Here is a 23,378-nt window from a genome sequence, read left to right as displayed (position 1 = left end):
GCCCTGCGGCGTGGATGACAGCCCACTTTGGCCCGTAGACGGGCGTCGTCAGCTGGCCTTCGGCTTCCTGGCCCGCTTCGCGGGAGCCGCTGCGGGTTCGGCCTTCGGCTTGCGGCCAAGTCCCATCTTCTTTGCCAGTTCCGAGCGGGCCGCGGCATATCCGGGAGCGACCATGGGGTAGTCGGCCGGGAGGTTCCACTTTGCGCGATAATCCTCGGGCGACAGGCCGTGATGGGTCATCAGGTGGCGCTTGAGCGACTTGAACCGCAGGCCGTCCTCAAGGCAGACGATGTGGTCGTCGCGCACGGAGCGCTTCGGGTTGACGGCAGGGGCCTGGGCGTCGACTTCGGCCTTGACCGGGCTTGCCAGCCCCGAGATCGCGGCGCTGATGCTGGCGATGAGCAAAGGCAGTTCCGCTGCCGGAACCGGGTTGTTGGAAACATACGCAGAGACGATGCCCGCGGTCAGTTGCAGATAGCTTTCAGAATATTCTGTCACTTCGCTCATGCGGGTGCCCTCTGGTTTCGCGCTTGCTGCGTTTGAAACTCTTAACAGTTCTTCTTGCAGACTCATCAGCTGCTCTGCTGAAAATGTTATGCGTCTCCCTGTCATCGTACAGAGCTTCAGCCGCTTACCAAGCTTGGCCACGGCACGCGGTGTCAGTCCTATAGTCTGGGCGGCCTCCGCCAATGTGTGGACGCGAGTTAGCTTGGGCTGGTGTCTCATTTGTTGCACGCGCTACCATGAGGTGATTTGTTGCAGTCCCTAAAACTGGGTAAAATGCACCCCGCTTAATCAAGGACATCTTTTCGATGTGGCGGCTGACCGTAGGACAGGTTTCCTGTCGTAGGGTGATTCCAAATTCTTTTCTTCTCACCCGCCCTACAATACCGCCTCTGTTGGTCGTATACCGAAGTGATTTTGCAACCCCGGCGAGAATTTCATCCCCATCGTCGTGCTACACAGCTCATTTATGCGGCTAAAATTGTCAGCGTCCTCGAGAAGAAGTGTATGACCTCTCCTTCGGCACGGCTCTGGGCCAGGTGATCAATAGAGGCCTCCCGATTAAAATTCCTGTGACGGGATCACAGGTCGGCTGACGGCGTTTTGTAACCCCCATAACGATGCGTTTCCTCGTGGCCGCGTCGATGCCGAAGATCACGGGCTTGGGCCGGAACGGCTACTCGGGTTCGACGCTTGCCTAACCTTCATTGGACAGTGGCAACGACACGGCGCGATTCCGCCTCCCGCGGCCCCCGGTCCGGCACCGTACCGCAAGGCGCTTCGCCGATCCTAGCACCTCCGCTACCTGGCCGCCACGCGGGTTTTCTTCGACGATCACTCAAGCTGATCGCGAAAGAGGATCTTGCGCGCTGTTTCGACGCCGCCGGTCCCTAGCTGGCAACGACCGTATGCTGACGGTCCCCCCCCTTAGGGGATCAGGGTCGTCCGCTCTACGAGCTATCGGACCTGCCGGCAGCGGATTTTCAAGGACATCGAACATTTGCTCGTGGCCTATGAGAGCCGCTACGGCACGCAGATCGAGATGGTGACCGCCGCCGATCTTTTCGCCGCCCGGCTAGACGGGATGTTGTAGCGGTGAAGTATATTCTCGCATGGTCAGGAAATGGTCATCGCTGGGCATCACCCTTGGCCTCAATGTCGTAGCCTAAGCTAGCCGGCGCGTTGAATTTCTCGGCACCTTTTTCCTGGCCTGAGGCCTCAGCGCCTATTTGCGTGGGGGTAGCCGTGGTGATTTGCTGGCCAATGCTCTTCTCGCTCCAAAGGCCGTCAAGGCACTGCTAGCGGCTGGAGACACTGCGACATTGGAGTCGCATGTTGTGCCAAACTGCATACTCGCAGCAGCTCACGAAATAAACCTCGGCTAGGGCGATCGCCGCCGTTCGGAACCAGGCTCCATCATTGCCGTTCTGCTGGCAGTGACACAGGAGGCGCCGATGCTGCGCGGCAACAAGCTAAAATCCAACGACGAGCAAGAATGCAAGGCCGATCGCGCGGCCGAAGGCGACGAGAAGCGCGGCGTGTCGGACAGGGAAACCGAGCGCACACCCGGGGCGACCGTCAACGAGGATGATGGCGGCGACAGGAAGGCGGGCGGCCCCGACTGCAACAAGCTCACACATCGTCCCGCCGCGCACAAGGGTGGGGAAAATGGCGGCGGGATTGTAACTCCCCGGTCCGTTGTCAATCGCTCCGCCTCGGTAAACAAGGCTGCTGTGGCTCGCAAGCGCAATGCCGAAGCCTTCCGGGTCATCTCTAATTTCGCCGCACAGAAAAACGTGGCGGCCGCTGGCGGGGCCGCCATTGGCGCGTTCGAAAGCGCAACGGTTGGACGGTCCGGCTTCCTGTTCAGAAGCTACCGCATGATCCCGGTTGCCGCGCAGTGCGAAGTGTTGAATGCGATCGGCGACATCGCGGGGGGCGACGATGGCATGCCGAGCCTGTACCTGCATGGGGGGCTATCGGACAATCTCACCCGCGGCGGCTACCTGCTCAATGGCATCCTGGGGCCGACGCCCGAAGTGATGGTGGCGGGGACGTGGGCGCTCCGTCGGCGAAAAAAGAAGGCAGGGCTTCGCATCGCCCTAACTAATCTGTAGCGGGGAGGTACCGTCATGCCGTCCACGGTGATCGAGAGGAGCACATATGATCCAGCGACACGGACGATGAGCGTTTGGTTCCGAACGAGCGGCCGACGCTACGATTACGAAGACGTTCCGCCGGAGACTTACGCCGCCTATCGATCGTCCTTTTCCAAGGGCCGCTACTTCAACAGGTTCATCCGCGATCGATTTCGACATCGAAGGATAGCGGAGGCGCAATAGTTGCTTTGCCACCTTACTTCGCGCATTTCCACTCGTGGTGTGATTTGAGTGAGACTAACCCCAAGGAGAGTTTCCATGGACCACAGCATGGCAACGATCGCCGAAGCCCACGCGCGGGCGACGACAGTGCGCAGGCACCCGCTGTAATCGAAGACCAGTGACACATCGGCAAAGAACGTCGGGCTGGCGAAATCCCGCGATGCCGATCGGAACCTAGGCCGCGAGTGCGAACGCACATGGCGCCGGGGCCTATCAACGATCAAGGCGAGTTGGGACGTCGGCGCCGATTAGGCGCAGCGTCGTCTGCTTGAGCCGCAGACGCGTTACATGCTCGAAGGCCAGCTGCTCCGGCCAACCCGTTCAGCGTCTCGCTCGTGAATGCGTTCAACTTCCGGCAAGATGAAGGTCTTCGTCAGGTGGAGCTTCTGCTCTGCCTGCGGCTCCCGTATCGCCTCCTTTCCACGACAACCCGAAAACATGCTGGGTTCCCTCGGTTATGCCGCAATGGGGATCATGCCAAGTACGGATTGCGGATTGGCAGGCTGGAGTGCATAAACCGCTGCCCTGGTCAGAGCAGTTTGACTAGGGTCGCCCGGAATCCGCAGTCGACGAACACGCATCCGACAATCCCGGTTAATCCTCGGTAATTTCGATCCAGACCGGGGCGTGATCGCTCGACTTTTCCCAACTGCGTGTTTTTCTGTCGACCTCGGCTGCGACCAGGCGGTCGGCTAGCGCCGGACTGAGCAGGAAATGGTCGATGCGCAGTCCCGAATCGCGAGCGAATGCGTTCCGGAAATACTTCCAGAAGGTGTAGATGCGCTCGCCGGGGTGGAGCGCCCGCAACGCGTCGGTCCAGCCTTGGTCGAGAAGGCGTTGATAAGCCTCGCGGACTTCCGGACGAAATAGAGCGTCATCACACCATCGTTCGGGGGCATAAACATCGAGTTCGGTCGGCATAACATTGTAGTCGCCGACCAGCGCTACCGATACGTGGGCCTTCAGGAGTTCGGCAGCGTAGGCTTCGAGGCGTTCGAACCACCGGAGCTTATAGTCGAACTTCGGGCCCGGAGCCGGATTGCCGTTGGGCAGGTAGAGACAGCCTACCAGGATTCCGCGGGCGGCCGCTTCGATATAGCGGCTGTGGCTATCGTCGAGATAGCCTGGCAATCCTCGTCGCGTTTCGATCGGGGTCTTTCCCCTGGCAAGGATCGCCACACCGTTCCAGCTTTTCTGGCCGTGCCAGATCGCGCCGTACCCGGCCCTTTCGATTTCCCGGATAGGAAACCGCTCGTCGGGGGATTTAAGCTCCTGCAGGCAGACGATGTCGGGACACCCGGATTCGAGCCAGCGTAAGAGAACCGACAGACGGCCGTTCACGCCGTTGATGTTGAAGCTTGCGATCTTCATCGCGGGACACTGCTGGTGTCGATCACCGCTCACCTCGGTTGCTGCTCAGGCAACGCCTTTGCCGCCCGTGACGCCGTAGACCTCGCCGTTAATGAAGCTCGCTTCCTGCGAAGCCAGCAGGACGTAGACGGGCGCAAGCTCCGCCGGCTGGGCGGGCCGACCGAAATCGCTGTCCTTGCCAAAATTCTCCACCTTCTCGCCGGGTTGGCCGCCACTGGGCTGCAGTGCAGTCCAGACCGGTCCTGGCGCGACGACGTTGGCGCGGATCCCTTTCTCGATTAGCTGCTTGGCGAGCGCCTTGGTGTAGGCGACGATTCCGGCCTTGGTGGTCGCGTAGTCGAGGAGGAACGGTGACGGGTGATAGGCCTGGATCGACGCGGTGGTGATGACGGCGGCGCCTGGCTGAAGGTACGGAACAGCCGCCTGCGCGATCCAGTGCAAGGCATAAAGATTGATCTTCATCGTGCGGTCGAAGTCTTCGGTTGACAGTTCCTCGATCTTTTCGCGATACTGCTGTCTGCCGGCATTGACGACGAGAATGTCGAGGCCGCCGAGTTGCGAAACGGCTTCCTTGACCATCGCACGGCACCAAGTCTCCTCTTGAATGTCGCCAGCCAGCGCGACGGCCTTGCGCCCCTCCGCTTCGATCAGCCCGATAACCTGCTTGGCATCTGCTTCCTCTTCCGGAAGATACGAGATTGCGACGTCGGCGCCTTCCCGCGCGAAGGCGATCGACGCTGCCCGACCGATGCCGGAATCGCCGCCAGTGACGAGCGCCTTGCGGCCTTTAAGCCGACCTGAGCCGTGATAGCTTTCCTCACCGTGGTCCGGCACCGGCTCCATTTTTTGAGCGAGGCCCGGCATTTCCTGCGGCTGCCGAGGGAAAGGCGGCGCCGGGTAGAGTTTGCGCGGATTCTGCAATCGGGTCGAACTGGCCACGGCCGTGTCTCCTTCTGGTCTCGAAGTTCGCTGGGACGAAGCAATGCGACAGGGATGCCGCCCGCGAACACCCGAAACGTGACTGCAGAATCTTTGTTCCGCACAGACGATCGGATGTTGGGATCGAACCGATCGGGAACCAACTCCTTGCCGGTCAGCTTCTTGAGGAGGGGCTAGCGTGCGAGGATCCCATGAAAATTGCGACCGTAGATTTATGGACCGTCGTTCGCTCTGCGGTTTCGGGGTTTTTCGATGACAACGCGCTCAGCCATGCGGCAGCAATGGCGTTTTATGCCGCAACATCACTGGCTCCCATCCTTTTGATTATTCTCGGTATCGCAGGATTCGCCACCGGGAGGGACGCCGCGGAAATCGCAATATCCGCCCAGCTGACGGGCTTGCTTGGGCCTCGCGGAGCCGATCTTTTGAAAGCGACGGTCGAGAACGCATCCGCGCACAAGGGAATGCTGGCTTCGATTGTCGCGGTCGTCACGTTGCTCGTCGGGGCATCCGGGGTATTCGGGGAGATGCAGTCCACGCTCAATCTCATCTGGAAAGTCCGGCCGCAAAAAACCTCCCTGTTCAGCCTGGCCAGGACCCGGATCGCAAGCCTTGGGCTGGTGGCCTCGCTTGGCTTTTTGCTTCTGGTATCCCTGGCTGCCAGCGCAGCGATTTCGGCCGTCGGCAACGTGATCACCTCCAAGCTTCCCTTCGGAGAATTCATGCTGTCGGCGGCGAACACATTGGTCTCGCTCATTCTGGTCGCCCTGCTTTTTGGCGCCATCTTCAAAATTCTCCCGGATCGCGCGCTTTCCTGGCGTGACGTGCGGTTCGGTGCGGCCGTGACGGCGGTTCTCTTCACGGTCGGCAAGTCTCTCATCGGTTGGTATCTGGGAACCAGCGCAATCGCATCGTCCTACGGCGCTGCGGGGAGCCTCATCGTCCTCCTGCTATGGGTGTTCTATTCCTCGGCTATATTCCTGTTTGGCGCCGAGATCACGCGCGCCGCTGCCGTCCGGTTCGGTAGCCGCCGCGATCTGATGCCCGTCGAGGTTGGCGAACGACGTCCCGGCCTTTCCCGCGTGGAAAGCTCGCCCTTGCGCCCGCTCGGCATCATCGCGTTGGTCGCAGGAATTGCATCGCTGGCGACGTTGGCTTTTCTTCCTCGACGTCATCGACGCCGAAGCAGATGACCGGAGCCGATCGAAATATGACGCGCTCCAAGAAACGTCCTAACGGCACGCGTGGCAAAGCGGTTGATGGCTGAAAGCTATCGTCAGCCGCCACGTTTGGATCGTTGGTCCGTGCAACGGCGTTTTCATCCCGATTCCGCCGATCGCCGCATTTTCGCGACGCGATTCAAGTCCGCACAAAGCCGCCGTCTGCCGTACGACTGGCCGCATGAGGACGGAACGCCGGGATCATGCTATCGCCACATCCCGCGCATCTTCGTCTTGAGGTCTATCCGCACCTCGGGCTGCGGCAGCCTACCGGGTTCGGCCAACGGAGGCGGCCAGGAAATGTGCTCGAAGCGGTCAAGGATGTGATCGGGAATGAATCGCGTGCGTGACGCATAGACGTGGCGATCGCCGCGCGCCGACTGCCCGTTGACATAGAAGCGCTGCGGCGTGACCAGATGCAGCGTGTCCTTCGCGCGGGTCATGGCGACGTAAAGCAGCCGACGTTCCTCTTCGAGATCGTCACGTTCGCCGACCGCAAGATCGATCGGAATGCATCCGTCAACGGCGTTAAGCACAAATACTTTCGTCCATTCCTGTCCCTTGGCTGAATGGATCGTGGATAGGATCAGATAGTCTTCATCGAGGTGCGGCGGGCCTGCCTCTCCGCTCGTGGCGTCCGGTGGGTCCAGTGTGAGGTCGGTTAGAAAACGTTCGCGCGACGGGTGGCCGCCCGCGATCTGTTCGAGCTGCAGGAGATCGGCGCGACGCGCGGCGGCATCTTCATGCAGACGTTCAAGATGCGGTTCGTACCATAATCGCGCACGCTCGAAATCCGCTGGCCATGCCGACCGGCCGCGCAGTGCCGAGAAAAGTTCGACAAACGCAGGCCAGTCCTCTTCCGCCCTTGTCGGCACCTTGAAGAATTGAAGCCCGAGGATGGGATCGAGCGCTCGCTCCATCGCCTCAACCGCAGCACCTGCGGCCGACGGTCCGATGCCAGGCAAAAGCTGCATCACGCGAAAGCCGGCCACCCGATCGCGCGGATTCTCCGCAAAGCGCAAAAGCGCGAGCAGGTCTTTCACATGTGCGGCGTCCAGGAACTTTAGGCCGCCGAACTTGATGAAAGGGATATTGCGGCGTGTCAGCTCGACTTCCAGAGGGCCGGAATGATGCGAGGCTCGGAAAAGAACTGCCTGTGCACGAAGCGCTGTGCCGCTTTCCCGCTCCTCCAGCACCCTGTTGCAAATATAGTTGGCCTGCGCGGCATCGTCTCGCACCGTCACCAGCAGCGGCCTTTCCGCCGAACGCCGCTCGGTCCAGAGGTTCTTGCTGAAGCGGTCGGCAGCTTCGCCGATGACCGCGTTCGCCGCTTCGAGCACGGTGTTCGTCGAGCGGTAGTTACGGTCGAGCGTAACGATGCGGGCCGGTTCGGGAAACAGGTTCGGAAAATCGAGAATATTGCGTACCTCCGCTGCGCGGAAGGAGTAGATCGACTGCGCATCATCGCCAACGACGGTCAGACCCCGTCCATCGGGCTTGAGCGCCGCCAGGATGGCGGCTTGCAGCCGGTTGGTATCCTGGTACTCGTCGACGAGGATATGATCGAAACGCGAGCGCAGCTGTTCCGCGATTACCGGTTCCTCGCACATGTGCGCCCACCACAACAAAAGGTCGTCGTAATCGAGGACATTCTGTGCCTGCTTGGCTTCGACATAGGTGCTGAACAGAGTTTTCAATTCCTCGACCCACCCCCCGCACCAGGGGAAGGATTTGGCGAGAACAGCTTCCAGTTCGGCCTGCGCGTTGACCGTCCGCGAATAGATCGCCAGGCACGTGCCCTTCGCAGGAAATCTGCTCTCGGTCCTGGACAGTCCCAACTCGTGCCTCACAAAGCTCATGAGATCGGCGGAGTCTTCGCGATCGTGAATCGTGAAGGCAGCGTCGAGACCGATTTCCAGAGCGTGGTCACGAAGAAGCCGCGCGCCGACCGCGTGGAACGTGCCCGCCCAGGTGAGCCCCTCGGTCATGACCGAAGCCTTGTCGCCGAGCACCTTGGCCGCAATGCGCTCGACGCGGCGCGTCATCTCCGAGGCGGCCCGGCGCGAAAACGTCATCAACAGGATACGTCGGGGATCAGCGCCCTTCACGATCAGATGGGCTACCCGATGAGCCAAGGTGTTGGTCTTGCCCGACCCCGCACCAGCGATGATCAGCAGCGGCTCGCCAGCCGAACCTTCGCCATGCACCACGGCGGACCGTTGCGCAGCGTTGAGCTCGGCAAGATAGTCGTCTGGCGCCGCTGCGGCCACGGCCGAATCAAGGACAGAGAGGTTCATTGCACGAATGAAACGTGTTTCCGTTTCGTTCGCAACAAGGATCGGGGAGGTGGCGGTCCATCCGATGAATGCTCGAGATCAAACATGCATGTAACACGAGCGATTCAGATCACGACCACAGGAACGGTCCTGATACTTAGGATGGGGAATAGGTGAAGTAAGATCCGCGAGGGTCCGACAGATCGGCGATTTGACGGACAGGGTTTCAGGCCATTTGCTTTGAACGGCGAGTGTCGGCGAACAGGAAGACGCCACGATGGAGGACAAACGCACAACCAGCGCGGGCGACGCTCCCAGGCAGGGCGGGCTATCTCCTTCGCATCGCAGAGTCCTGAACGTCGCCAGGGAGGTTTTTACGCCTCGGGCGAACAGCGGGACAATCCGGAATTGCTTAGTAAGCCGGGCGTCGGCGGCAGGACGGGGACGTCGTGCCGCTGCGACTACGAGGCACGAGCGCTTCGCTTGCGGTCGGCATTGCTGTCGCTGACCGCCAAACGGCTCCGTGAACCTCCCCCATCCAAACCGCTCCGGCTGCCGCCGCGCGGCAACTCAGAGCCCGAGATACGCCTTGCGCACAACGGGATCGTCGATCAGCGCCCGGGCGTCGCCGCTGTGGACGATCGAGCCCGTCTCCATGACATAGCCGCGGTCGGCGCCCGACAGCGCCAGGTGGATGTCCTGCTCGACAAGCAACACGGTAACGCCTTCGTCGCGGATGGTGGCCAACACTTCCATCAACTGTTCCACCACCACCGGAGCCAGCCCGAGGCTCATCTCATCGATCATCAAAAGTTGCGGCCGCGCCATCAGGCCCCGCGCCATGGCGCACATCTGCTGCTCGCCGCCCGACATCGAGCCGGCCAATTGGTTCTGGCGCTCGCCGAGGCGCGGAAAGAGGCCGTACATGCGCTCCAGATCGCCGGCGATCGCTGCCTTGTCGGCACGCCGGTAAGCGCCCATCAAAAGGTTGTCCTTCACCGTCATGCGGTCGAAGAGCTGGCGGCCTTCCGGCACCTGCACGAGGCCGACGCCGAACGCCTCGTCCGGCGTCATCGGGGCGAGGTCGCTGCCGAGGAAGGTCACCTTGCCGGTGCAGGCGATGACGCGTGACAGCGCGCGCAGCAGCGTCGTCTTGCCGGCGCCGTTGGAACCGACCAGGGCGACGATCTCGGCGCGGCGGACCTCCAGCGAAACGCCCTTCAGCACCGGCATTTCGCCATAGCCGGCACCGAGTCCGTCGACGGTCAGAAGCGGCTCGCCTGCCCGCGCCGGTTTCGCTGCCGCGCTCATGCCCGCCTCCGTCCGAGATAGGCTTCCACCACCCGTGCGTCGGACAGCACCGCGTCGGGATCGCCGTCGGCAATCTTCTCGCCGTGGTGCAGCACCAGCAGGCGGTCGGACAGGCTCTTGATCGCCTTGATGACGTGCTCGATGACGAAGATGGAAATACCGCGTTCGCGCACCCGCTTCAGCACCTCGATCACCTCGTTGATCTCGACGAGGTTCAAGCCTGCCATCACCTCATCGCAGAGCAGTACCTTCGGCTGCATGGCGAGCGCCTTGGCGAGTTCCAGCCGCTTGCGGCTCGGACCGCCAAGCTCGTCGGCGCGCTGGTCGGCGAATTTAGCGAGGCCGACGAATTCGAGCTGCGCGCACGCCAATTCGCGGGCCCTGGCGAGATCGGATTCGCCGCCGCCATGGCCGAACAGGGCTCCGACCGCGACGTTGTCGAGCACCGACAGCCCGGGAAACGGTCGCATGATCTGGAAGGTGCGGCCGATACCCAGCCTTGCGCGCTGGTAGGCCGGCAGCTTCGTGATTGTGCGGCCCTCGAAGGCGATATCGCCGGCGGTCGGGGCCAACGTGCCGGAAATCAGGCTAACCAGCGTCGTCTTGCCCGCGCCGTTGGGACCGATGACGCCGAGGATCTCACCCTTGTTCAGGGTGAAGGAGACATTGTTGACGGCAACGAGGCCCGCGAAACGGCGCGTCACATTCGTGATTTCAAGGGCGGGCGAGGTTTCGAGAACGGTGCTCATACGCGGTGCGCCTTCAGGTTCTCGATAAAATAGCGCCAGCCCGTCCTGCGGAAACGGCGCACCAGGTCGGCGACGCCGCGAGGCATGAAGATGACTGCCACCACCACGACGAGACCAAAGAACAAGCCGGCAAAGCTGGTGATCTCGCTGGAGAGCAGTTCCGACAAAGAGGAGAGGACAAACGCGCCGAGCACCGGGCCCAGCACCGTGCCCGGACCGCCGAACACCGCCATGATAATCATCTTGACGTTGAGGCTAATGTCAAAGGCGCTGGCCGGGTCGAGGAAGGTGATCCAATAGGCGTGGATGCCGCCGGCAAGCGCGGAAAATACGCCCGAAAGCGCGAAGGCCAGAACCTTGTAGAGCGTGGTGTTGACGCCCATGACAGCCGCGCCCTCCTCGTTCTCGCGGATGGCGATGAGGCCGAAACCGAAGCGACTTCGCGTCAGCCAGAACACCGTCGCGGTCGCCGCCACCAGAAGGGCGAGCGACAGTTCATAGAACAGCCGGTCGTCATTCAGCGGCGGCAGCACCAGGCCGATGTTCTGGCCGGCGATGGAGAGGTTGGAGACGATGGCGATCATCACCTGCGCCAGCGCCAGCGTGGCGATCGCGAAATAGTGTCCTTTCAGCCGCAGCACAGGCAGGCCGAGCAGGAAGGCGAAGGCAACGGCCAGCACCACGCCGAAGGCCATGCCTACCGCGAACGGCAGTTCCCACTGCACCATGGCGATGGCAACGCCGTAGCTGCCGAGCCCATAGAAAACCGAGTTGCCGAAGGAGGCATAACCGGTATAGCCGCCGATGATGTTCCAGCCCTGCGCCAGCACGGCCAAGAGCAGCGCGTTGATGCCGAACTGCACCAGCACGTCCGAGCCGAACCACGGCACGGCGGCGAGCACGACGAGCCCCGCAGCGAGCAAAATCCAGTGCAGTCCCTTCATGCTGTCTTCCCCAGCAGGCCGCTCGGCCGGAATATCAGCACCAGGACCAGCACGCCGAAGCTCGCGACGTCGCCGAAGGTGGCACCGACATAGAGAACCGTCAGGGACTCGATGATGCCCAATACCAGTCCGCCGACGAGCACGCCGAGGGGATTGTCGAGGCCGCCGATGATGGCAATGGCGAAGGACTTCGCCGTCAGCGTTGCGCCGATATAGGGATCGATCTGCGAGACCGTGCCGTAGAGCCCGCCGGCGGCCCCCGCCAGCCCGATGCCGATGCCGAAGGTTATCGCGTAGAGATGGCGCGGCTCGACGCCGTAGAGCCGCGCCGCGACAAGGTTCTGCGCGGTGGCGCGGATGGCACGGCCAAGCCTGCTGTGGAGCAGGAACAGCCACATGCCCACCGTCAACGCGACGGCGACCCCGAAGGCCATCAGCCGTGCGACCGGCACCACCACCGGGCCGAGTGCGATGCTTGAGCCGGCGTAAGAGGGGTTGATGGTACGGAAGTCGGCCGAGAAGGCAAGCTGCGCCAGATAGGTCAGCACCACTTCAAGGCCGAAAGTAATGAGCAGGGTGTTGAACATCGGCGCCCTGACGATGAGGTTGAGCATGCCGCGTTGCAACACGTAGCCGAGGCCGAACATCACAACGGCGGTGATCGGCAGGCCGAGGAAAGGGTCGATGCCGAGATAGTTGTAGAGGTGCCAGGACAGGTAGCCCCCCAGCATGATGAAGGCGCCGTGCGCTAGATTGACGATGTTGAGCACGCCCCACACCAGTGCCAGCCCCAGTGCCATAACGGCATAAAGCCCCCCCAAAAGCACCCCGTTGACCAGTATTTGCGCCAGCAGATCCACGTGCCGTTCTCCTCTTTGCGATCAAGTCCTACGTGAAGCAACGGTGCACGAGACCCCACAAGCGCCGCTTTGCGCACCGGCACCGCCCATCCCTCCGGACGGCACCGTCATCGTCCCAGCCGTCAGCGCGCGTTCCACGCAGGCATCGGATACTTCGGCTGCTCGATGAAGCCTTTGGCGCCGTAGACGGCGGCGACCTTGTCTTCCTGTACCTGGATCACCGTCTGCGGCAGATCGATCTGGCCGTTCTCGGCGAAGGCGATCTTGCCGTAGAGGCTGTCGAAGTTCAGCTTGGCGATGGCGTCGCGCACCGCCTTGGGATCGAGCGTGCCGGCCGCCTCGACAGCCTGCACCAGCGCCTCGACGTCGGCCGCGCCGGAAGCCGCGTGATAGTCAGGTTCATAGCCGAACTTGGCCTTGTAGGCTTCCGCAAAGGCGGCCGCGTCACCAAACCATTTGTCCTTCAGGTCCGCCGAGGGCAGCCAGGCGCTCATGCCGAAGGCATAGTCCGCGTCCTTACCAAGCGCCTTGCGAAAGTCCTCGCTTGGGACGCCGACGGTGAAGGAATAGAGCTTCGGCGCAACGGCCAGGCTCTTGGCCTGCCTCACGAAGTTGAGAATCTCCGTCTCGTGGCCGGCGACCAGCACGGCGTCGACATTGGCGCTCTTGATCTGCGAGAGCAGCGAGTTGAAATCGCTGGCGTTCGAAGTGTAGCGCTCGTCAAGCGCGACGGTGAAGCCGGCGTCCTCGAGCAGCGGCCGTGTGCCCTCGGCGACGGAGACGTCGAAGGCGTCGTCGGCATAAAGCAGCGCTACCGATTTCGGCGCGGGATCGAGTTCCTTCATCATTTTGATGGTCGAACCGAAATAGTTGCTCGCCGGCGCCAGCGTGCCGAAGATGTATTTGAATTTGCGCGAGAATATCTGGTCGGAGGCGCCTCCGCCCTGCACCATCGGCACCTGGTATTTTTCCGAGACGGCGGAATCGGCCAGCGCGAAATTGCTCGCGAACGGCCCGAGCAGCAGGTTCACCTTGTCCTGCGAGACAAGCTGCGTGTACTGGCGGACCGACAGGTTCACATCCGACTGGTTGTCATAGAGCTTAAGCGCCAGCTTATACTGCTTGTCGCCGACCTTGACGCCGCCCGCCTCGTTGATCTTGTCGATCGTGAACTGGTAGGCGTCCTTGTAGTAGCGGCCGGTGTTGGCGACCGGGCCGGTCAGCTGCACCGAGGCGCCAAGCACAAGGTCCTCTGCCATTGCCGGAGCGCTGGAAAGGGCGATCGCCCCGAAAACTGCGCCGGCGAGCCGCATGGTCATGTTCGACATCTTCTTCTCCCTGTTCGTCGACTACGAAATATATCGTACTTCGATCTAAGTCTACCGGGGTTGAGCCTTCTTAATGGCTACCCGGCGCATGACGGGTGACCGCGACAGAGACTGGTCGGCAAACGTTTCGATCGCCGTGACCAGAACGGCAGATTGCTCGGCCTCCCTCGGAAGGACACCTGCCAAGCATTTTCGAACCCGTCGACCAATTTCAGTCCGATGGCGCGGGCACGCTTGAAGAAGTTGGGCCAGCCGAGCGCAGGAAACTCGTCCAGCACCACAGCAGCCGGGAAGTGGGATCCATCCGCCTCATTAAGCCGAACGAATCGAGCCGCTCGGCTATCTCGCCGACCTTCTCGCCAGGATCGTCAGGGCGAGCTACTCATCGACAGAGGCGAACATACGGTCTTATTTGCGACAGTGATTGTGACGTCATGCTTCCCTGTACTATGGCAGGGCTCGTCCCCATATGGTGGAATCGGCATGGCACGCCCGAGCATCCCTCGGACGCGCGGTGTAGCGCGCGCCAACTCGCCGGCATCTGACACATACGGTCTTGCCAGAAGTGCGCAAGCCGCGAACTTAAACGGAACGGTCAATCATCCTGGTTTGCGAACCACCACCGACTAGGTGCCCGCGCGCCGTCGAGTTCCCAACTGGCAGCGAGTTTCTGCTCATGCGCAACATTAGCCCTGCGCGCGTAGACGAAGTTTGAGAACATCGGAATGATAGTTCCGCCATCGTCTCGAGCAATGGAGCACATTTCCTCGTACATCTCGGCCCGCTTCCCTTCTTCAAGCTCCGACTTCGCTCGAAGAAGCAGTTTGTCAAATTGTGGATTTTCCCAGTGGCTTTCATTCCACGGTGCTCCGGACTTGTAGGCTTCCGTGAAAATTACGTCGGCAGTTGGTCGAGCCCCCCAAGAGGCGACGCAGAATGGCTTTTTCATCCAGACTTCCGAGTAATAGCCGTCGGCGGGTTGACGATCGACAGTAAGATTTATGCCGGCCTTCAAGGCATGTTGCTGATACAGCGAGCAGAGGTCGACGGCGCCAGGGAAAAGTGAATCGGAGACGCTGATCGCGACCGACAGGTTCTCCATGCCTGCTTTCTTAAGGAGCGACCGTGCTCGATCCGGATCATATTGAATTTGGGGAATTTTAGATGGCCAGAATGGCTGCGTTGGCGAAAGATGAAAATCGTTGCCGATTGTGGCGTTTCCTCGCATGACTCGTTGAATGATATCTTCCCGGTCAATCGCGGATTTCAAAGCATTTCTTACGTCTAAATTATTGAAAGGCGCCGTATCACACAGCATCGGCATCGTAATTGGCGAAGCGCTTGGTACGTTATCGATCTTGATGCCCGGATTGCGGGCCAGGAAATCCAGAGTCTTCAAGCTAACCGATGAGACCACATCAACTTCACCGGCAATCAAGGCGCTTTGACGGGCAGCGTCGTCATTGAGAACAATCATCTCGACTGTATCGAAATATGCGCCTTTAAGGTGCCATTGGTCGTGACGGCTGAGCTTCCAGCGGACCCCGAATTGGCCATCGTTGAGCTTATAAGGTCCCGATCCGTCACCGCTTTGCCAATCTATCGTGCCGTCGTCGTTGGCCGGGCACACGGCCAAGTGATAGTCAGTCATCAGCCAAGGCCAATCTGCGGTTCCAGCACCCAGCTTGAATATCACGATGTCGTCTCCATCAGCGACGACATCAACGGCCTGGCGTATGAGGCCTCGTGCTGCCGAAGTGGATTTTTCATTCCGATGGTAGTTCATGGACGCAACCACATCGCCAGCCGCGACCTTTCGGCCGCTGTGGAAATACGCCTTCGGATTCAGCTTGAATGCCCACTCGGTGGCATCCTTGTTGGGAGACCATTCGGTTGCCAGATCGGGTCCGAGAGTTCCATCTGGTTCGATCAGCGTCAGGTAACTGCGGTGCTGATGCGCGAGGTAAACCATCTGACGGGTAGCATATGTACCAGGGTCGTGGGAATCGGACGTATTGCCATCGTGGATGCCGACGCGGAAATTGCCACCGCGAACGGGGGCCGCCTGCGCTGCCTTTGTCCATAAGCTAGAGCCCGCGATTGCTGAAAGTCCCATGGCGGCCGTGAATTCCATGAACCAGCGACGAGAAATTCGTCCGTTGGTCGCGTCTTCGATAGCTAGATCGATCATTTTCTCCGTTCGGCAGTCGGTCATTTCGGTTCCCCTTGTTTCAGCTACATCAGGTCATAGGTCTGCATTCATTCGTTCATCAGCGCAGGGTCGAAGGGATAGGAAGTCAGGTTCTCGAAGCCTGTCTCGGTAACGAGGACCTGGTCCTCGAGCTTGATCGAGAAGTTACCGTCCTCAGGGGAGACGAGAGCCTCGACGCAGATGACCATGCCGGCCTCGATGGCATAGTCGTACGAGCCGTCCACCCAGCGATCGGGATAGCTCATTTGTGGCCACTCGTCACAAAGACCGGCGCCGTGCATTTTGGTGCCGTACTTCTGCTTCTGGAACGGTGGATCGAGATGATGTCCGCCGAAGACCAATTCCTTGAAACTGACGCCAGGCTTCAGCAACTCCATGTTCGTCATGAGGTGCTCATGCGCATGGCGCATCGCGTAGATCATTTCGTTCGACGGCTTTTCGTGGCCTATCCACCAAGTGCGGGAAAGGTCGACGCACATGCCGTAGGAGCCGATGAGATCCGTGTCGAAAGCGACGATTTCGTCTTCCTGTACTATGCGTTGCCCGCATTCCTGGAACCACGGATTGGTGCGCGGGCCAGATGTCAGCAGCCGAGTCTCGATCCATTCGCCGCCACGCCGGATGTTCTCGGCATGCAGCACTGCCCAAATGTCGTCTTCGGACATATTGCCCTTTGGCACGCCCTCTCTAGCCGCGCGTTCCATGGCTGCCACGGACTTCTGGCAGGCGTCGACCGCACAGCGCATTGCGAGAATTTCGTCCGCGTTTTTTACCGCGCGTGCTTTCTCGGTGAGTTCTTCGCCCGGGAATATCTCAAATCCCTGGGCCTCCAGGCTTCTCAGGCCATGCATCATTATCTTGTCGATTGCCAAGCGCTTGTTTTGGCCAGAATGACTCTCGATCAACTCCCTTACTTCGTTTGCAAAGACATCGGCAGCCTCGTCGACTTTGTCTCCGCGGTCGAAGTAGAACATGCTCGCGCCGCTTCTCTGCTCTTTTACGAGCGGATTGAACTCACTAAGGAATGTTGCGTTCTTGTAATCCCAGATAACCATGTAGCCATCCGCGCAGATTAGGACGGCACGAAACGGATTATGGCTGTTCCACAACTGCATGTTGGTGCTGTCAGTGGCGTATCGGATGTTCAGGGGATCGAAGAGTAGCAGTGCGCCGTAGTCCCTCGCCTGGATGAATTGAACAAGACGCTTCCACCGATGCTCGCGCATGCGGGGTAGGTCGGGCAGCTCAAGACCAGCCTCGGTCCATTCGTTGAAGGCTAGGACGGTGGGGCCAATCTCGACCCGATCCATGTTGTTCGAGGAACCGTCCGCCAGCGTTCGGCCGCGCAAAGGATCGATTTTTCGAATGTCGCGATAGTACATTTCCATGCTGGTAGCCTCTCGGGAGAAGGTCGACCTTCGCGAAGGTCTGAACAGATGCCGGCGTCGGCGTTGTCGGTTATCGAAGGAGTTCGTCTTCGAACGGAAATTCGGAAAGAAGCTCGATGCCGTTCTCCGTTACGAGAATCTGCTGCTCAAGCTTAACCCCCTCAACTCCATTATCTTCGCCAATGTAACTCTCGACACACAGCGTCATTCTGGGAAGAACTATCCCATCATATCCAGCGCTTGGGAAGTCACCCCGGTGATACATATATGGATATTCGCCCGTCATCCCTATTCCGTGGATAGAGACGTAGTATCTATTTTTGTAATACTTTTCTGGGATGTCCCACGCCTTGTTGGCATAGTCGCGGAAGGAAAGCCCAGGCTTCAGAATGCCCATGTTGTGGTGGACCTGTTCGTAGGCCACTTTATAGAGGGTCTTTTGAGCTTCGGACGGCCTACCGGGGCCTGAATGGAAAGTGCGCGAAAAGTCCGCGTAGTATCCGTAGCAGCCGACCACGTCGGTATCCAAGGCGATCAGCTCGTTTTCTCCGATGACGGCAGCGCTTGTCTCCTGAAACCAGGGATTGGTTCTCTGCCCTGCGCTCAACAATCGCGTCTCGAAGTAGTCGCCGTTCTGCGCGATGACCGATTGATGCAGAACGGACCACAGCTCGACTTCGCTTAGGCCTGGTCGGATAGCCTCCCTAAGCTTGCCGACCCCAATTTCGGTTGCACGAAGTGCAGCGACCACACATTTCATTTCCTCGGTTGATTTGATGCAACGCGCCATCTCGACAGGCTCCTGGGCGTCGACGATCCGTAGTCCCTGGTCGCGCAGTGCGATGGCGACCCCGGCATTGAGGCGCTCCAGTCCGACCGTTGCACCTTTGCCGACCAATTCCGCTAAGAGATCGGCCATTTCCGCCGCCCACGTTTTTTCGCTCTCCGCGATTCGAGGGCCCGCCGCCACGAAACTTACCGTCTTCGCAGGCCTCACCTCGTCAATCGTGGGATACCCGCACACCAGATGTTCGCATCCAGCGAATTCAAACAATATCGACTTGTCGGTGGTGAGGATCAGGTAGCGCGACGGGCTGTTCCGCATCGTGAAGACCTGCATGTTCCTCGTGCCGGTCGCATACCTGATGTTGACCGAATCGCAGAGGATGAGCGCATCGATCCCGCGCGCCTTCATCTCGCGGCGAATGCTCTCCTGTCGATAGAGCTGCACCGCGCGCATGTCGATGTCGCCGCCTTCCGGCTCGCGGTCGAGTTGTCTTAGTGAAGGAAGATCGCTGCGTTCTGCGTGCCAATCGAATTCCGGCATAGGAAACCTCCCATAGGTGCGTGGGCCAAATACTTGCAGAAAGGCCGACTGTCACATACGGTGTAAATTCTCGCCCTATTGGATAACCGCGGGTTATGAAATTATATCGGCAATCGTTGCCGCCGCTCGAGGCCCTGCTCTTTTTTGAGAGCGCTGCCCGTTATCGGAATTTCACGCGGGCGGCATCGGAGCTCTACGTCTCCCAAGCTGCGGTATCCAAGCGGATCAAGCAGTTGGAGGACTGGTTGGGTGTAACGCTGTTCGAGCGCTATGGCAGAATGCTCGAGCTAACTGAGAGCGGCATTCAGCTGTCTGAAAAAGTCGCTATGGGCCTCGATTATCTCGAATCATCCCTGCTTTCGACGCGGGGACTTAGCAGAACGTCGATCAGGATCGCTGCGAACAGCGCCGTCAGTACCTGTTGGCTATCTCCACGCATCAAAGCCTTCGGCCTACATCAGTCGCCCTGCGCCGTAGATTTGTTTACGTCTGATCGAACCGGTGATCTCTTCTCTCCGGAACACGATCTGGCGGTCCTGTATATGAAGAAGCCGTTGCCGGGCTGGGAAATGCATATGATAGGAGCGGAGGAGTTGTTCCCGGTCGCGGCCCCCTCTGTCGCGGCGCAACTAACCGAGGCAGGCGAGGCGTCGTTTCAGGAGCCATGGCCGGATAGCGGACTCTCGCTACTGGATTATGAGAGGAATGCGCCTGACTGGGTGAATTGGGAGCGATGGGGCGAGCGCTTGGGTATCCTGGGGATTTCTCGCTGGCCGAGATTGGTTTGCGACTCCTGGTCTCTTTCCATCGGCAAGGCGTTGCGAGGGGAAGGTGTCGCGTTGGGCAGTATGCTTCTACTCGAAGAAGAGTTGCGACACGGAAAACTTGTGCAGATCGGCACGAAATCCCTGAAGACCGGATATGCTTACTATCTTTCATATCGCACTGAGAAAAAGATCAATAGCGATATGCGGACAATAATTTCGTTCCTCCTGCGCGATACGAGAGAGCACGTCGGCTAGGTGATCGGATCAATTCCGGACAGTCACAAAGGCTGCAGTCGAAACCCTAGCGCCGGACGATACCAAGACCGGTTTGTAGGTAGAAGTCGCGGTTTCTCCTGCACACACCACGTCGGACACGGACGTGACCTAGTTCAGTCGCATAGGGCGTTGCCAAATACCGAGCAAAATCCCGCCTGCGCCGGCCATTTTTTCGTTTGAACGCCTGGTCTTGCTTGGAGAAGTTAAAGTCGAATAGAAGCCAGCGACGTCACGTCCGCGTTCTTCGTCCGAGATCGCGATTGGTATGCGGCATCGTATTCTCGACGAGGATGTCTTGTCGGCGGGCAAGGGCCGAAAAAACGTTACGGGCGTCGTCGGCAGTTGTCCTTTCTGCCAGAGCGTCACGGCACGTAGCGACGACAGCCTCCCAAGCATCATCGCGTTCGCAGGAGGGTCGATCTTCCAGGTATGCTAGTGCGGCTTTAGCGCTCCGAATTTTGCACGGGAAACCGAGCCCGACCAAGATCGTTACGGGCGTGTCGAATGCGGCGTTGCTCATATGAAATTCATCCCTTGGAAGCCTTCGGTGCCGGTAGGTGGCGCCGAGGAACGCGCGTCTAACGCTTTGGTTCCGAGGAATTCTAAGATGGGCCACCCCCCTTCACGCATGCCGGCAGGGTCATCTCAGGGCCAACACCAGTTCGCCTGGAGAGTTACGATTGACAGTGGGTCGCACATCTCGGGTCGATTTTTATCACGGAGTTTTTTTCACCGTCGGCTTTGCCGCTGTGCGACGACTCGCGCATTGCCTATTCCGATGGCGCGCACTTTCATACTGGCAGTGGAGGTTCGACACGCCTGATACCTGGCCGCAGAACGGGGCTGCGACCGGAACTGTTCGCGTGGATGGTGCTCTGTTTCTTCGCGCGACTTGTCGGCGCCTCGCTCCAATCCTGGACGAAAGACGCCGGTTGGAAAAATGGTTGCCGGCGACGGCCGAGGCAACTCCTGCGGCTCAAAATTGACCGCAAATTAAACGGCTCCCGTACCCTGGCCCTGCAAGTGTTGAGATCGGAGAGATGAGTCACCGTCTCCGATCTTTCAATTGTTCTTATCGGCAACGTGCTGTGTAGATTTGCCCGCGGCTATTGCGATACTCGCAATATCCGTTGCGCAGGTTTCGAACCAGCAGGCCACCAAGGGCGCCTGCGCCGGCGCCGATCAAGGCGCCTTTGCCTCCACCGGCGACTCCCCCGATGACGGCACCTGCGGCAGTGCCAACGCTGACGTCTCTTTCTGTCGTAGTGCATCCGCTCAGCGCGACGACGGCCGTGAACGCAATTATCAACTTCCGCATGTGCTTTGTTCCTTTCCTTCGCTGAGCGCTCGGCAGCTTCAGCCGAAAATCCACGAGCGCGCGAAAGGAAGTCGTTGCGGGGCAAATTGGTTCCCTCGCGTCGGAAATGGCAGGGCGCGAGCAACTTTGCCTATCAAGCCCTCCCAGCGCCCACCGACACAGGGTGGCTGCCGCACCGCATCTGCCGGCCTTTTCGCTCGGGAGGAACTGTTCTTTGCCGCTCACGTTAGTCTTCGCGGTGGGCAACGAACAAGGAGAAATAGATGAAAAAAGTTCTGATCGCTCTTGGCATCGCCTCGTTGATTGCTTCGCCGGCCGTCGCGCAGACTGCTACCACGCCGGAGACGAACACCCAGAAACCAGCGACAACCACCGATACACAAGCGCCAGCTGAGGCACCGGCGGCCACCACGACCTCGACCGAAACCTTTGTCACCGCCCAGCCGACGGACGTTCTGAGCAGCAACTTGGTCGGTTTGAACATCACCAATGCCAACGACGAGGACGTCGGCGAGATCAAGGACATTGTGATTTCCGGCGACAAGTTGGCCGGCTACATCGTTTCCGTTGGCGGTTTTCTTGGCATGGGTGAGCGCTACGTAGTGGTTGCGCCCTCAGCTATTCAGATCACCTATGCTGAGAATGACAAGAAGTGGGCGGCCAAAATGGAGACCACCAAGGACCAGCTGAAAGCAGCGCCCGAATTCAAGTACGAAGGTCGTTGGGCGAAGTAACCTAACTGGCCGGCGGATGACAACCCGCCGGCCTTTCCGAGGCCTAGCGAGATTGAACTTACGGGTTCGCCGACCCACGCTTATAGGTCTTCGACCATCGCATTCCTCACCTCACGGCCTGTGTGTCGCGGGCCGATCAGGTTTGAAAGATCAAAGCCTTGGCGGCGCCCTTCGTCGAGGTATTCCGCTTTCGTGGCTTCCGCTAGCTGTGGCTGCCGCGAAAGAATCCAGAGGTATCTGCGATGTGGCGTACCGATCAACGCCACGCTGTATTCCGAATCGATCTTAAGAACCCAATAGTCGCCTGTGGTGAACGGTATCCAGTTGCCCTCTGCGGCCGAGATACTTGTTGAGGTCAAGGTAGGGAATGGCGATTACGTCGGTCATTCAGGCCTCTCCGTGGAGAGACGTAACGCGATCCGGAAAGGCCGGTTCCGGTGGAAATTTGGCGTGCCCCGGGCCATGGCCCAAGCAACAAGGCATAACGCCGGAAGCGCTACTCTATGGTAGATCGTACGTCGTGATCAACGGCAGGACACCGTACCTGGCGCGCAGCTGGGCTCGAGCGAGGGCTAGTCGTCTTATCGACATCGGGTAGCTGGCGAATATTTGTTTCAGCGTCGCCGAGATTTGGAAATGGCCGCAATCTGAGCAGGTGATTTCCGAATAATCGCCAGCCGTAGATGCACTCAGCTTGGCCTTCCTGTGACAAACTGGACAACTAAGAGCATACTTGGCCATTCTGCGTCCCCTGTTTTGGCGAGGTAACCACACATGACGCTGACCTACAAGCGGCAGCACTTTGTCACCGACTACCGGGTCGGACTTCGCCCTACGAGGTTTTTACAATGCGCATAGTTGCCACAGAACTGCCCTAAACCGGTCCGATTTCATCGAACGGGGGCGTTGCAGGAGAACTCCGATGAGATTGAAAACCCACCTTGCCGCGTTGGCGTGCCTTGGTCTGTTAGCTGGCGGCGCATCGCTAGGCCATATCGACGGATTCAGCTTAGCTTCCACCGCTCATGCTAAAGGCGGCGGCAACGGCAATGGTGGTGGCCACGGCAATGGTGGGCATGGCGGCTCCGACCATGGTCGATCTTCCGGAGACCATGGCGGGTCGACGGACGCGCACGACAAATCCCTGTCGCATGTAACCACGGCTTCCGTATCGGAAAATGAATCCGGTGCTGGGTTGCTCGGGGCGTTGAACGCCGCTCATGCCTCGGCAACCGCGCGGCAGCATGCTTCGCCCACTTCAGCGGTTGGCAAGATTGCGACCTACGAAAAGAGCCGCGTAGCGGCGCAGGCAATTCAGGACCCCGCCGCTCAAGAGCAAGCTCTGGCCGACGCAGCGACCCAACTGGCGCAGGAATTTGGAAAAACCGAATTGACCGCGGCCGAGATCGATCAGATCAACGCGTTGCTGGACGCGAGGCAGTAAATTCATTTGACGGCTCGGCGATCTCTCAA

The 23,378-nt window shown here is 59.7% G+C and carries 21 protein-coding genes and 1 pseudogene; 6 read left to right on the top strand and 16 right to left on the bottom strand.

Annotated elements, in window-relative coordinates:
• Positions 1–48 precede the first annotated feature (48 nt).
• Together ACFOHJ_RS02140 and ACFOHJ_RS02135 are read right to left on the bottom strand one after the other, a co-directional pair.
• Positions 49–507, bottom strand: a complete 459-nt coding sequence (locus ACFOHJ_RS02140; protein ID WP_378217980.1) for a MucR family transcriptional regulator — start codon at positions 505–507, stop codon at positions 49–51.
• Positions 508–631: 124 nt separating this feature from the next.
• Positions 632–946, bottom strand: a pseudogene (locus ACFOHJ_RS02135) (hypothetical protein); the annotation flags it as partial.
• Between the two features lie 1,012 nt (positions 947–1,958).
• Here ACFOHJ_RS02135 and ACFOHJ_RS02130 point away from each other — a divergent pair.
• Together ACFOHJ_RS02130 and ACFOHJ_RS02125 are read left to right on the top strand one after the other, a co-directional pair.
• A complete protein-coding gene (locus ACFOHJ_RS02130) occupies positions 1,959–2,621 on the top strand; it encodes a PCC domain-containing protein (protein WP_378217978.1) in 663 nt (220 codons plus the stop codon).
• A gap of 15 nt (positions 2,622–2,636) precedes the next feature.
• Positions 2,637–2,846 (top strand): KTSC domain-containing protein, encoded by a 210-nt coding sequence (locus tag ACFOHJ_RS02125; RefSeq protein ID WP_378217977.1) that lies wholly within the window; start codon positions 2,637–2,639, stop codon positions 2,844–2,846.
• A 633-nt stretch (positions 2,847–3,479) separates the two neighbouring features.
• Here the strand turns inward: ACFOHJ_RS02125 and xth are convergent.
• A complete protein-coding gene (xth, locus tag ACFOHJ_RS02120) occupies positions 3,480–4,256 on the bottom strand; it encodes an exodeoxyribonuclease III (protein ID WP_378217975.1) in 777 nt (258 codons plus the stop codon).
• Positions 4,257–4,301: 45 nt separating this feature from the next.
• A complete protein-coding gene (locus ACFOHJ_RS02115; RefSeq protein WP_378217973.1) occupies positions 4,302–5,195 on the bottom strand; it encodes an SDR family oxidoreductase in 894 nt (297 codons plus the stop codon).
• A 191-nt stretch (positions 5,196–5,386) separates the two neighbouring features.
• Between ACFOHJ_RS02115 and ACFOHJ_RS02110 the strand changes: the two genes are divergently transcribed.
• Positions 5,387–6,388 (top strand): YihY/virulence factor BrkB family protein, encoded by a 1,002-nt coding sequence (locus tag ACFOHJ_RS02110; protein WP_378217971.1) that lies wholly within the window; start codon positions 5,387–5,389, stop codon positions 6,386–6,388.
• Positions 6,389–6,621: 233 nt separating this feature from the next.
• Here the strand turns inward: ACFOHJ_RS02110 and ACFOHJ_RS02105 are convergent, their stop codons facing one another.
• The 9 genes from ACFOHJ_RS02105 to ACFOHJ_RS02065 all read right to left on the bottom strand — a co-directional run bounded on the left by ACFOHJ_RS02105 (position 6,622) and on the right by ACFOHJ_RS02065 (position 18,810).
• Positions 6,622–8,712 carry an ATP-dependent helicase gene (locus ACFOHJ_RS02105; protein WP_378217969.1) on the bottom strand — a complete coding sequence of 697 codons (2,091 nt, stop codon included), beginning with the start codon at positions 8,710–8,712 and terminating at the stop codon, positions 6,622–6,624.
• Positions 8,713–9,261: 549 nt separating this feature from the next.
• Positions 9,262–10,002 (bottom strand): ABC transporter ATP-binding protein, encoded by a 741-nt coding sequence (locus ACFOHJ_RS02100; RefSeq protein ID WP_378217967.1) that lies wholly within the window; start codon positions 10,000–10,002, stop codon positions 9,262–9,264.
• The gene (locus ACFOHJ_RS02095; RefSeq protein ID WP_378217965.1) at positions 9,999–10,751 is read right to left on the bottom strand and encodes an ABC transporter ATP-binding protein; all 753 of its coding nucleotides are present in this window, start codon (positions 10,749–10,751) and stop codon (positions 9,999–10,001) included. Before ACFOHJ_RS02095 ends, ACFOHJ_RS02100 begins: the two co-directional genes overlap by 4 nt.
• Positions 10,748–11,695, bottom strand: coding sequence for a branched-chain amino acid ABC transporter permease (locus ACFOHJ_RS02090; protein WP_378217963.1), 948 nt, complete (start codon positions 11,693–11,695; stop codon positions 10,748–10,750). The genes ACFOHJ_RS02095 and ACFOHJ_RS02090 overlap by 4 nt, the downstream gene beginning before the upstream one ends.
• Positions 11,692–12,555 (bottom strand): branched-chain amino acid ABC transporter permease, encoded by an 864-nt coding sequence (locus tag ACFOHJ_RS02085; protein WP_378217961.1) that lies wholly within the window; start codon positions 12,553–12,555, stop codon positions 11,692–11,694. Before ACFOHJ_RS02085 ends, ACFOHJ_RS02090 begins: the two co-directional genes overlap by 4 nt.
• A 122-nt stretch (positions 12,556–12,677) precedes the next feature.
• Positions 12,678–13,874 (bottom strand): amino acid ABC transporter substrate-binding protein, encoded by a 1,197-nt coding sequence (locus ACFOHJ_RS02080; protein WP_378218079.1) that lies wholly within the window; start codon positions 13,872–13,874, stop codon positions 12,678–12,680.
• Between the two features lie 604 nt (positions 13,875–14,478).
• Positions 14,479–16,074, bottom strand: coding sequence for an ABC transporter substrate-binding protein (locus ACFOHJ_RS02075; RefSeq protein WP_378217959.1), 1,596 nt, complete (start codon positions 16,072–16,074; stop codon positions 14,479–14,481).
• 68 nt (positions 16,075–16,142) lie between these two features.
• Complete coding sequence (gene dddP, locus ACFOHJ_RS02070) at positions 16,143–17,483, bottom strand: dimethylsulfonioproprionate lyase DddP (protein ID WP_378217957.1); 1,341 nt, start codon at positions 17,481–17,483, stop codon at positions 16,143–16,145.
• A gap of 70 nt (positions 17,484–17,553) precedes the next feature.
• The gene (locus ACFOHJ_RS02065; RefSeq protein WP_378217955.1) at positions 17,554–18,810 is read right to left on the bottom strand and encodes a M24 family metallopeptidase; all 1,257 of its coding nucleotides are present in this window, start codon (positions 18,808–18,810) and stop codon (positions 17,554–17,556) included.
• Positions 18,811–18,905: 95 nt separating this feature from the next.
• Between ACFOHJ_RS02065 and ACFOHJ_RS02060 the strand changes: the two genes are divergently transcribed.
• On the top strand, positions 18,906–19,832 hold the full coding sequence (locus tag ACFOHJ_RS02060; protein WP_378217952.1) for a LysR family transcriptional regulator: 927 nt from the start codon (positions 18,906–18,908) through the stop codon (positions 19,830–19,832).
• 250 nt (positions 19,833–20,082) lie between these two features.
• On the opposite strand, the gene ACFOHJ_RS02055 is transcribed toward ACFOHJ_RS02060, so the two are convergent.
• Both ACFOHJ_RS02055 and ACFOHJ_RS02050 read right to left on the bottom strand, forming a co-directional pair.
• Positions 20,083–20,373 (bottom strand): DUF982 domain-containing protein, encoded by a 291-nt coding sequence (locus ACFOHJ_RS02055; RefSeq protein ID WP_378217950.1) that lies wholly within the window; start codon positions 20,371–20,373, stop codon positions 20,083–20,085.
• Between the two features lie 552 nt (positions 20,374–20,925).
• The gene (locus tag ACFOHJ_RS02050) at positions 20,926–21,171 is read right to left on the bottom strand and encodes a membrane lipoprotein lipid attachment site-containing protein (protein WP_378217948.1); all 246 of its coding nucleotides are present in this window, start codon (positions 21,169–21,171) and stop codon (positions 20,926–20,928) included.
• A 263-nt stretch (positions 21,172–21,434) separates the two neighbouring features.
• Between ACFOHJ_RS02050 and ACFOHJ_RS02045 the strand changes: the two genes are divergently transcribed.
• Positions 21,435–21,905, top strand: coding sequence for a PRC-barrel domain-containing protein (locus ACFOHJ_RS02045; protein WP_378217946.1), 471 nt, complete (start codon positions 21,435–21,437; stop codon positions 21,903–21,905).
• Between the two features lie 80 nt (positions 21,906–21,985).
• Here the strand turns inward: ACFOHJ_RS02045 and ACFOHJ_RS02040 are convergent, their stop codons facing one another.
• Complete coding sequence (locus tag ACFOHJ_RS02040; protein WP_378217944.1) at positions 21,986–22,264, bottom strand: lipocalin family protein; 279 nt, start codon at positions 22,262–22,264, stop codon at positions 21,986–21,988.
• 563 nt (positions 22,265–22,827) lie between these two features.
• On the opposite strand from ACFOHJ_RS02040, the gene ACFOHJ_RS02035 reads away from it, so the two are divergent.
• Positions 22,828–23,349: a Holotricin-3 precursor gene (locus ACFOHJ_RS02035; protein WP_378217942.1), complete on the top strand. Its 522-nt coding sequence runs from the start codon at positions 22,828–22,830 to the stop codon at positions 23,347–23,349.
• The last annotated feature ends 29 nt before the right edge of the window (positions 23,350–23,378 follow it).

The organism is Aquamicrobium soli (assembly GCF_042646345.1).
Lineage (GTDB): Bacteria > Pseudomonadota > Alphaproteobacteria > Rhizobiales > Rhizobiaceae > Mesorhizobium > Mesorhizobium soli_A.
Note: the sequence above shows the minus strand (reverse complement) of the source record. Positions and strands in the feature narration are given on the sequence as shown.